Source organism: Thauera phenylacetica B4P (assembly GCF_000310225.1).
Lineage (GTDB): Bacteria > Pseudomonadota > Gammaproteobacteria > Burkholderiales > Rhodocyclaceae > Thauera > Thauera phenylacetica.
Genome location: NZ_AMXF01000145.1, coordinates 1 through 10,179, shown reverse-complemented (window position 1 = coordinate 10,179; position 10,179 = coordinate 1). Strand labels below are relative to the sequence as shown.

The 10,179-nt window shown below is 71.9% G+C and carries 9 protein-coding genes; 2 read left to right on the top strand and 7 right to left on the bottom strand.

Features of this window, described 5'->3' with window-relative positions; translation table 11 throughout:
* From C667_RS15795 to C667_RS15780, 4 genes are all read right to left on the bottom strand, one after another.
* Positions 1-1,097 (bottom strand): ABC transporter permease (locus C667_RS15795; RefSeq protein WP_004368901.1); only part of this gene is annotated, 1,097 nt, incomplete at its 3' end.
* Positions 1,094-1,825, bottom strand: coding sequence for an ABC transporter ATP-binding protein (locus tag C667_RS15790; RefSeq protein WP_004368900.1), 732 nt, complete (start codon positions 1,823-1,825; stop codon positions 1,094-1,096). The genes C667_RS15790 and C667_RS15795, both read right to left, overlap by 4 nt.
* A gap of 59 nt (positions 1,826-1,884) precedes the next feature.
* The gene (locus tag C667_RS15785) at positions 1,885-3,033 is read right to left on the bottom strand and encodes an efflux RND transporter periplasmic adaptor subunit (RefSeq protein WP_004368899.1); all 1,149 of its coding nucleotides are present in this window, start codon (positions 3,031-3,033) and stop codon (positions 1,885-1,887) included.
* Positions 3,034-3,087: 54 nt separating this feature from the next.
* Positions 3,088-4,830: a glutamine--tRNA ligase/YqeY domain fusion protein gene (locus C667_RS15780; RefSeq protein ID WP_004368898.1), complete on the bottom strand. Its 1,743-nt coding sequence runs from the start codon at positions 4,828-4,830 to the stop codon at positions 3,088-3,090.
* Positions 4,831-5,147: 317 nt separating this feature from the next.
* On the opposite strand from C667_RS15780, the gene C667_RS15775 reads away from it, so the two are divergent.
* Positions 5,148-5,954, top strand: coding sequence for a sulfite exporter TauE/SafE family protein (locus tag C667_RS15775; protein WP_004368897.1), 807 nt, complete (start codon positions 5,148-5,150; stop codon positions 5,952-5,954).
* 47 nt (positions 5,955-6,001) lie between these two features.
* Positions 6,002-6,625: a homoserine/homoserine lactone efflux protein gene (rhtB, locus tag C667_RS15770; RefSeq protein ID WP_004368895.1), complete on the top strand. Its 624-nt coding sequence runs from the start codon at positions 6,002-6,004 to the stop codon at positions 6,623-6,625.
* 379 nt (positions 6,626-7,004) lie between these two features.
* Here the strand turns inward: rhtB and C667_RS15765 are convergent, their stop codons facing one another.
* The 3 genes from C667_RS15765 to C667_RS15755 all read right to left on the bottom strand — a co-directional run bounded on the left by C667_RS15765 (position 7,005) and on the right by C667_RS15755 (position 10,050).
* Positions 7,005-7,955 carry a metal ABC transporter solute-binding protein, Zn/Mn family gene (locus tag C667_RS15765; RefSeq protein ID WP_004368893.1) on the bottom strand — a complete coding sequence of 317 codons (951 nt, stop codon included), beginning with the start codon at positions 7,953-7,955 and terminating at the stop codon, positions 7,005-7,007.
* Positions 7,956-8,245: 290 nt separating this feature from the next.
* Positions 8,246-9,112 (bottom strand): metal ABC transporter permease, encoded by an 867-nt coding sequence (locus C667_RS15760; RefSeq protein WP_004368891.1) that lies wholly within the window; start codon positions 9,110-9,112, stop codon positions 8,246-8,248.
* 35 nt (positions 9,113-9,147) lie between these two features.
* The gene (locus tag C667_RS15755) at positions 9,148-10,050 is read right to left on the bottom strand and encodes a metal ABC transporter ATP-binding protein (protein ID WP_004368889.1); all 903 of its coding nucleotides are present in this window, start codon (positions 10,048-10,050) and stop codon (positions 9,148-9,150) included.
* Positions 10,051-10,179 lie beyond the last annotated feature (129 nt).

Genomic DNA, 10,179 nt, shown 5'->3' with positions numbered 1-10,179 from the left:
CAGTCGGGCGGCCACGCCGGCAGCTCGGGAAAGGCCAGGCGCACGCCCCAGGCACCGGCATGGCCGAGCGCGAAGCCGGCGAGCGCGCCGGCGACGGAGAGCAGCGCGGCCTCGGCGAGGAAGGCGGCGCGGATGGTGCCGGCGCGCGCCCCCAGCGCCTTGAGCAGGCCGATCTCGGTGGTGCGCTGGGTGACCGCGACCAGCATCACGTTCATGACCAGGATCCCGGCCACCGCCAGGCTGATCGCGGCGATGCCGGCCACGCCCAGGGTGAGCGCGCCGAGGATGCGGTCGAAGGTGCCGAGCACCGCGTCCTGGGTGATCACGGTGAAGTCGAGCTCGCCGTCGCGGCGCGCGCGCAGGCGCTCCTCGACCTGGCGCTGCGCGCCGGGCAGGGCCTCGCGCCCGCGCGCCTCGACGAAGATGCGGAACAGCCCGCTGGTGTCGAACATCGCCTGCGCGGTCGCCACCGGCACCAGCACCAGCTCGTCGGTGGTCATGCCCAGCCCGCGCCCGGACGGCGCGAGCACGCCGATCACGCGCAGCCGGGTGTCGCCGACGCGGATCATGCGGCCCACCGCGCCCTGCCCCGGGAAGAGCTCGCTGCGCAGCGCGTCGCCGATGACCGCCACCGCCGAGGCGCGGTTGAAGTCCTCGCGCGGCAGGAAGCTGCCCTGGCCGATCCTCAGCCCGCGCAGCTCCAGGAAGTCGGCGCTGGTGCCGACCACCGTGGCCTCGCGCAGCCGCCCGCCGACGGCGATCTCCGAGTTGCCTACCGCGAGCGGCGCCACGCGCTGCACCAGCGACAGGCGCAGCAGCGCGGCAGCGTCGGCGTTGGTGAGCTCGCGCGGCGTGCTGCTGACGAAGCTGCCGGCGTTGACGCCGCCGGTCTCGGTGCGCCCGGGGAGCACGATCAGCAGGCTGGCGCCGAGCGCGGAGAATTCATTCACCACGTAGCGCCGCGCGCCGTCGCCGAGCGCGGTGAGTACCACCACCGCGGCCACGCCGATCGACATCGCCAGCATCATCAGCGCGGTGCGCAGCGGCCAGGCGGTGGCGGCGCGGGTGGCGAAGCGCAGGGTGTCGGCCGGGCTCATCGCGGCGGCGGGGCTGAAACAGCGTCGGGGGCCTCGGGCGCCGCTGCCGCGGCGCGCTGGTCCTGCCGGATCGCGCCGTCCTCCATCAGGATGCGGCGGCGCGCGCGCGCGCCCATCGCCGGGTCGTGGGTGACGACGATCAGCGTGGTGCCGGCGGCGTTGAGCGCCTCGAGCAGCGCGGTGACCTCGTGGCCGGTGGCGCGGTCGAGGTTGCCGGTGGGTTCGTCGGCGAGCAGCATCGCCGGCCGCATGATGGTGGCGCGCGCGATCGCGACGCGCTGGCGCTGGCCGCCGGAGAGCTCGTCGGGGCGGTGGCGGGCGCGCCCTTCGAGGCCGAAGTCCTTCACTGCCTGGGCGATGCGTGGCGCGCGCTCGGCCGCGGGGACGCCGGCGAGCACCAGCGGCAGGCCGATGTTCTCGGCCGCGCTGAGGCGGGGGACGAGGTGGAAGCTCTGGAACACGAAGCCGATGCGCGCGCTGCGCACCGCGGCCTGCTCGTCGGCCGAGAGCGTGGTGACGTCGCGGCCTTCGAGTCGATAGGCGCCGGCGTTGGGGCGGTCGAGCAGGCCGAGCAGGTTGAGCAGGGTGGATTTGCCCGAGCCGGACGGCCCCATGACCGCGACGTACTCGCCGGGCTCGATGCGCAGCGTGACGTCGCGCAGGGCGTGCACCTCGCTGTCGCCGAGCCTGAAGATGCGGTCGATGTGGTCGAGTTCGATCTGGGCCATGGCCGGGCTTGAAGCAAATCCTCGTTGCGCGTCTTCGATGGCGGGCGACCGGATGCGGCTCAGCGCGCCTGCGCGGGTCGAGCCAGCACCTTCGCCCCGGCCACCACCCCCTCGCGCTCCAGCGAGGTCACGATCCGCTCGCCTGCGTCGAGCCCGGACACGACCTCGGTGAACTCCCAGTTCGCCACCCCGGTGACCAGAGTGCGCTCCGCCAGCGTGTCGCCCTCCACCACCAGCACCTTGCCACCCTCGCGCAAGGCGCTGGTCGGGATGCGCAGCACCTCGGCGCGCGTCGCCAGCACGATCTCCACGTCGGTGCTGTAGCCCACCAGCATCCCGCGCGCCTCGTCGGGATTCACGAAGTCCACATCTACCGCCACCGTGCGCGCCTGCTTCTCCACCGCGGTGATGTAGGGCGCCACGCGCCGCACCGTACCGGCGAACACCTTGCCGGGGATGGCCTCGAGCGTGATGCGCACCGGCAGGCCGGGCTGGATCTTCGGCGCGTCGATCTCGTCCATCGGCGCCTTCACGTACAGGCAGGAGTCGTCGATCAGGTCGATCGCCGGCGGCATCGGCACGCCGGGCGGGGAGGGCGTCGCGTACTCGCCGAGCTCGCCGCTGATCTTGGCCACCGTGCCCGCGAAGGGCGCGACCAGCACCAGGCGCTGGCGCTCGGTCTCGGTGGCGGTGAGCTGGGCCGCGGCGGTGGCGACGTCGGCCTGCACGGTGTCGCAGGCGGCGCGGCGCGCGCGCGCCTCGGTGCGTGCCTTCTCCTCGGCGCTGGCGGAGACGAAGCCGCGCTTGAACAGCTGCGCCTGGCGCGCCGCCTCGCGTTCGGCGTTGGCCGCTACGGTACAGGCTTCGTGCACGCGCTGGCGCGTGGTGGCGAGCTGGGCGCGGGCGACCGCCGCGCGCGCGTCGAGGTCGCCATGCCACAGCCGCATCAGCACCTGTCCGGCCTCGACACGGTCGCCTTCCTCCACCCCCAGCCACTCGATGCGCCCACCGGCGATCGTCGCCATCTTCGCGCGCTGGCAGGCCTCGACCTCGCCGGCGCGAGTGTTGGTCAGCGTGGCCTCGACGGTGCCGCGGGCCACCTCATGCACCACCACCTCGACCGGCTTCGGGCGGGTCAGCCACCACCCCCCCGCGCCCGCCAGCGCGGCGAGGAGGGCGAGGAGAAGGAGGCGGCTTAGGGTTTTCATGGAGGGAGTGCCGGGATGGTCAATGCCTTTTCGCCACTCGGGATGGGAGCGATCTTACTTCCCGCCCTTCGCCCACGAATCCTTCAGCGTCACCGTGCGGTTGAACACCGGCGCGCCGGGCTTCGAGTCCACGCGGTCGGCGACGAAGTAGCCGTGGCGTTCGAACTGGAAGTGTTCTTCCGGCCGGGCGTCCCTGAGCGCCGGCTCCAGGTACGCGGTGATGATGCGCTTGCTGTCGGGGTTGATGTCGGTGAGGAAGTCGCGCTCGAAGTCCGGCGCATCGCCCTCGCGGCGCTGGCCGGGGTGGGGGTGGGCGAAGAGGCGGTCGTAGATGCGGACCTGGGCCTCGTAGCCGTGCGCGACCGACACCCAGTGCAGGTTGCCCTTGACCTTGTAGTTGTCGGCGCCCGGGGTGCCGGACTTGGAGTCGGGCATGTACTCGGCGAGCACGGCGGTGATGTTGCCGTCGGCGTCCTTCTCGCAGCCGGTGCATTTGACGACGAAGCCGTAGCGCAGGCGAACCATGTTGCCCGGGTAGAGGCGGTGAAAGCCCTTCACCGGCTCCTCCATGAAGTCCTCGCGCTCGATCCACAGCTCGCGCGAGAACGGCATGTCGCGTTTCCCCAGCTCGGCCTTGAGCGGGTGGTTGGGCGCCTGGCACAGCTCGGAGGCGCCTTCGACGTAGTTGGTGAGCACCAGCTTGAGCGGGTCGAGCACCGCCACGCGGCGCTCGGCGGCCTCGTTGAGGTCGTCGCGCATGCACTCTTCGAGCACGCTCATGTCGATCCACGAGTCAGCCTTGGACACGCCGATGCGCTCGGCGAAGCGGCGGAAACCCGTGGCGGTGAAGCCGCGGCGGCGGGCGCCGATGAGCGTGGGCAGGCGCGGGTCGTCCCAGCCGTCGACATGGCCTTCGTTCACCAGCTGGATCAGCTTGCGCTTGGACAGCACCACGTAGGTCAGGTTGAGGCGGGCGAACTCGATCTGCTGCGGCAGCGGGCGCGGGAAGCGGCCCTCGGTGGCGAGCGCGTCGAGCAGCCAGTCGTAGAACGGGCGCTGGTCCTCGAACTCGAGCGTGCACACCGAGTGGGTGATGTTCTCGATCGCGTCCTCGATCGGGTGGGCGAAGGTGTACATCGGGTAGATGCACCACGCGTCGCCGGTGCGGTGGTGGGTGGCGTGGCGGATGCGGTAGATCGCCGGGTCGCGCAGGTTGATGTTGGGGCTCGCCATGTCGACCTTGGCGCGCAGGATGTGCGTGCCCTCGGCAAACTCGCCGGCGCGCATGCGCGCGAACAGGTCGAGGTTCTCGGCCACGCTGCGATTGCGGTAGGGGCTGTCCTTGCCCGCCTCGGTCAGCGTGCCGCGGTTGGCGCGCATCTCCTCGGCCGACTGCGAGTCCACGTAGGCCTTGCCGGCGCGGATCAGGCTGATCGCGCAGTCGTGCATGCGGTCGAAGTAGTCCGAGGCGAAGTACAGGTGCTCGCCCCACTCGAAGCCCAGCCACTGCACCGCCTCGAGGATGGCGTCGACGTATTCCTGCTCTTCCTTCTCGGGGTTGGTGTCGTCGAAGCGCATGTGGCAGACGCCGCCGTAGGACTCGGCGAGGCCGAAGTTCAGGCAGATCGACTTGGCGTGGCCGTAGTGCAGGTAGCCGTTGGGCTCGGGCGGGAAGCGCGTCTCGACGCGGCCGCCCCATTTGCCGTTGCGATTGTCCTCGTCGATGATGTTGCGGATGAAGTTGGAGGCGACGGGGGCTTCGGCGGCGGGTGCGGCGGGGTTCTTTTCGGGTTTCATCGGCAAGGCAGGAGTCGGAAGAGTGGGCGGAAGGATGGGGATTCGCCACAAGGCGCGGCCGGATCCGCGGGCGGTCGGCGTGATGGCCCGATTGTAGCCGATCGGGCGTGCGCGCTCGGCGCCCCGGGGACGTGGCCGACCGCGGTGCGCTGCGCGGGCCGGGCAGCCGCCGTGATTCCTCCGCGGTCGCGCGCCTGCCTGTGCCCGCAAGGCATCGCGGACGTGTTCTCCCTTGCGCGGCATCCGGGCTATGCGTGATAGTTCCGCTCTTTGCGCACCGCAGCGCGCGGCGCGCACCGAATCGAAAGGGAAACGCAATGGCCTTCGACCTCTGGTGGCTCGCCTATCCGGTGCTCGGCGCGGCGGTGGGCTTCTTCGCCGGCCTGCTCGGCGTGGGCGGCGGCGGCATCATGGTGCCGATGCTGACGACCTTCTTCCTCGCCCAGGGCTTCCCGCAGTCCCAGGTGGTGCACATGGCGCTCGGCACCTCGATGGCGGCCATCGTGCTGACCTCGGTGTCGAGCCTGCGCGCGCACCAGGCCCACGGCGCGGTGCGCTGGGACATCGTGCGCCTGATCACGCCCGGCATCCTGGTCGGCACCTTCGCCGCCACCTTTGTCGCGTCGCGCATCTCCACCGTGCCGCTGGCGATCTTCTTCGCGGTCTTCATGGCCTACGTGTCGATCCAGATGCTGCTCAACATCAAGCCCAAGCCCTCGCGCGAGCTGCCCGGCGTGCTCGGCATGAGCGCGGCCGGCCTGGGCATCGGCGGCGTCTCGGCGCTGGTCGCGATCGGCGGCGGCTCGCTGTCGGTGCCCTTCATGACCTGGTGCAACGTCAAGATGCAGAACGCGATCGGCACCTCGGCGGCGATCGGGCTGCCGATCGCGATTGCCGGTACGCTCGGCTACCTGGTCAACGGCTGGGGCGCGCCCGACATGCCGGCGCTCACCTATGGCTATGTGTACCTGCCGGCGCTGGTGCTGGTGTCGCTGGTCAGCACCTTCTTCGCCCCGCTCGGCGCGAAGCTGGCCCACCGCCTGCCGGTGGCGACGCTGAAGAAGGTGTTCGCGGGGATGCTGGTCGTGCTGTGCGCGAAGATGCTGCACAGCATCTTCGCGTGAACGATGCCGATGAACGAACTCGCTGAACGCATTTACCGGAGATTCCCATGAGCTGGACGATGTGGCTCGCCTTTCTCGCCGCCGCGCTGGTGATCGCGGTCTCGCCCGGGCCGGGTGCCGTGCTGTCGATGTCGACCGGCCTGCGCTACGGCTACGCCGCCGCGTTGCGCGCGATCGCCGGCCTGCAGATCGCGCTGCTGCTGCAGCTGTGCGTCGTGGCGCTGGGCCTCGGCGCGGTGCTGGCGACCTCGGAGGCGGCGTTCGCGGTGGTGAAGTTCGCCGGCGCGGCCTACCTGATCTGGCTCGGCGTGCACAAGTGGCGCTCGCCGCCCGAGCCGATCGGCGGCGACGGCGAGGGTCTGCGCGTGCAGTCGCGCCGCCAGCTCTACGCGCAGGGCATCCTGGTGAACCTGACCAACCCGAAGGCGATCGTGTTCATCGCCGCGCTGGTGCCGCAGTTCATCGTGCCCGACCGCCCGCAGTGGCCGCAGTTCGCGATCATCGGCGCGACCATGGTGGCGGTCGACATGATGGTGATGTCCTGCTACGCGCTGCTCGCCACGCGTTTCCGCCCCCTGCTGCGCAACCCGCGCCTGCTGCGCCTGCAGAACCGCATCTTCGGCGGCCTCTTCGTCGGCGCCGGCGCGATGCTGGCGGCCTCGAGCCGCTGAACGTCCCCGCCCCGGAGCCAGCGCCGCATTCGCGCCTGCCGGCGCTCCTACAGGGGCGCCGCGTGCGATGGGTCATGGCATGGCGGGCGTTTCGCGCGCCGACACCAACATGCGCGCCGCGGGCGATGGGTCATGGCATCGCGGGCGTTTCGCGCCCCGGCAGCGACACGGGCGCCGCGTGCGATGGGTCATGGCATGGCGGGCGTTTCGCGCGCCGACACCAACATGCGCGCCGCGGGCGATGGGTCATGGCATCGCGGGCGTTTCGCGCGCCGACAGCGACACGGGCGCCGCACGCGGTGGTTCATGTAGGAGCGCCGGCAGGCGCGAAAGCGGCGGTTCTATCCCCGCGGTCCTGCCGGCAAGCCGTGATGCGGGCTCAGCGCCCCGGTGCCACGAGCGCCTTCTGCAGGGTCGCGAGGTTCGTACGCATCATGTGTACATAGGTCGACGCCGGGCCCCCGGCCTTCGACAGCGCGTCGGAATACAGCGTGCCGCCCACCGCCGCGCCGCTCTCGCTGCGGATGCGCTCGATCAGGCGCGGGTCGGCGACGTTCTCGATGAAGACCGCCGGCACCTTCTCCTCCTTGAGCTGGCGGATCAGGCGGGCCACCCCCTTCGCCGTCGGCTCGGCGTTGTTCGCCACGCCCACCGGCGACAGGAAGCGGATGTCGTAGGCGCGCGCGAAATAGCCGAAGGCCGCGTGCGAGCTCACCACCTTGCGCCGCTCGGCGGGCAGCGCCGCGAAGGCAGCGCGGATCTCGGCGTCGAGCGCCTGCAGCTCGCCGTCGTAGCGTTCGGCCGCGCTCCGGTAGGCCGTGGCGCCCTCCGGGTCGGCCGCCGCGAGGGCCCCCGCGATGTTGGCGACGTAGCGGCGCACGTTGGCGATGTCCTGCCAGGCGTGCGGGTCGACCGCCTTGCCTTTGCCCTCGTCCTTGCCGTGGTCGTGATCATGGCCATGGCCGTCGTCGCGCGTCATCTCCAGCGTCGAGATGCCCGCGCTCGCCACCACCACGGTGCCCTTGAAGCCGCCCGCGCGCGCCAGCCGCGTCATCCAGTCGTCGAAGCCGAGGCCATTGACCACCACCAGCGCAGCGGTACCGATCTCGCGCGCGTCCGAGGGGCGCGGCTGGAAGGCGTGGGCGTCCTCGTCGGGACCGACCAGGGTGCGTACCTTGACGCGCTCGCCGCCGACCTGCGCGACGAGGTCGCCGAGGATGCTGAAGCTGGTGGCCACTTCGAGCGCTTGCGCATGGGCGTTGCCGCCGAGGAGCAGGGCGGCGCACGCCGCAAGGGTGCGCACGCGGCGCAAACGGGGGAAGGTTTTCATCGTCGTCGGATCCAGGTTGAAGAAAAAACGAGGCGCATCCGCGGCGGACGCGGGTGCTGCCGGCAACCCCCTGCGGGAGCGCCGCGGGTTGCGGTATGGCATGCACGTTGTGCCGCGCTGCTTTCGCGCCTGCCGGCGCTCCTACATGAAGCATTCGCGCCTGCCGGCGCTCCTACATGAGGCTGCGCGTGGCGGACGCGGGTGCCGCCGGGAACTCCCTGTAGGAGCGCCGGCAGGCGCGAAAGCAGCGGTTCGGGAAGCACCACCGCCCCTCGCCGGCGCCAAGGCGGTCACGACTCCAGGTGGTGCCGCACCGGCAGGCGGCCGGCGAGCAGGCCGCCGGGGGCGGCGAGCAGCGACACGAAATACACCACGCCGCACACCAGCACGATCGCCGGCCCCGCGGGCACGTCGACGTGGAAGGACAGCAGCAGCCCGCTCGCACCGCTGCCGAAGGCGAACAGCACCGCGAGCAGCAGCAGCGCCGGCAGGCCCTTCGCCCACAGGCGCGCCGCGGCCGAGGGCAGGATCATGATGCCCACCGCCATCAAGGTGCCGAGCGCGTGGAAGCCGCTCACCAGGTTCACCACCACCAGCATCAGGAAACCGTAGTGCGCCACCGGCGACCACCGGCTCACCCCGCGCAGGAAGGCGGGGTCGAAGCACTCCATGACCAGCGGGCGGAACAGCAGCGCGAGGCACACCAGGGTCACGCTGGCGATGCCGGCGATCAAGAGCAGCGAGGCATCGTCGAGCCCGAGCACCGAGCCGAACAGCACGTGCAGCAGATCGAGGTTCTGCCCGCGCAGCGACACGATCATCACCCCCGCGGCGAGCGAGAGCAGGTAGAAGGCGGCCAGGCTGGCGTCCTCCTTGAGCACCGAGGCGCGCGTCACCAGGCCCGCGGCGAACACCACCACCAGGCCGGCGACGATGCCGCCGATCGTCATCGCGCCCAGCGACAGGCCGAAGGCGAGGTAGCCGAGCGCGGCCCCCGGCAGGATGGCGTGGCTCATCGCGTCGCCCATCAGGCTCATGCGGCGCAGCAGCAGGAACACGCCCACCGGCGTGGCGCCGAGCGCGAGCGCCAGGCAGCCGGCGAGCGCGCGGCGCATGAAGGCGAACTCGGTGAAGGGGGCGATCAGGAGGTCGAACACGGTGGGGCCTGGGCTACGCGCAGCGGGCTGCGGATTCAGTGGCGGGGAAGGCCGCGGCGCGGCCGCGGCGCCAGGTGCGCATGCGTCGCCGGGCGCGCAGGCGCGTGGCCGTGGCCCTCGGCGTGCGCGTGCCCGTCGTCGTGCGCGTGCGGATGCGCGCCGACATCGGGCGCCACCGCCACAGTCAGCTCCTCGATGTGGCACTCGTGCGCGTGCTCGTCGAAGGCTTCGGAGAGGCGGCGCGCGCGCGCCAGGCGCTCGGGCGTGAGCACCTCGGCGGTGGGGCCGAAGGCCACCGGTTCGCGCGACAGCAGCAGCGCGGTGGGGAAGTGACGGCGCACCTGCTCGAGGTCGTGCACCACGGTGAGGATGGTGCGGCCCTCGTCGTGCCAGCCGAGGATGAGCTCGACGAGGTCGTCGACCGTGCGGCTGTCGATCGCCGCGAAGGGCTCGTCGAGCAGGATCAGCGGCGCGTCCTGCAGCATCAGGCGGGCGAAGCGCGCGCGCTGCAGCTGGCCGCCCGACAGCGAGCCGATCGGGCGCGACTCGAAGCCCGCCATGCCCACCGCGGCGAGCGCGGCGCGCACGCGACCGCGCTGCTCGCGCGAGAGCCCGCCGAAGGCGCCGATCTCGTGCCACAGGCCCATCGCCACGACGTCGAACACCGACACCGGGAAGCTGTGGTCGATCTCGCCGCGCTGCGGCATGTAGGCCAGGCCGCCGGCCGGCAGCTCGGGCAGCAGGATGCGCCCGCCGATCGGGCGCAGCTCGCCGGCGAGGCCCTTGAGCAGGGTGGATTTGCCCGCGCCGTTGGGCCCCACCACGGCGACCAGCGCGCCTGCCGGGATCTCGGCCGACAGGTGGTGCACCGCGGGGTGGCGGTCGTAGCCCAGGGTGAGGTTGTCGAGGCGGATCATCGGCAGCGCGAGGCGGTTCATCGCAAGGCCCACAGCACGGTCGCCCACAGCAGCGCCAGCGCGCCGGCGACCAGGGCGAGGCGGGCCGCCAGGCCGGCGCCCAGCAGGCTGCGTGCCGGCAAGGGGCGCGGGTCCTCGGCGTGCGCAGCG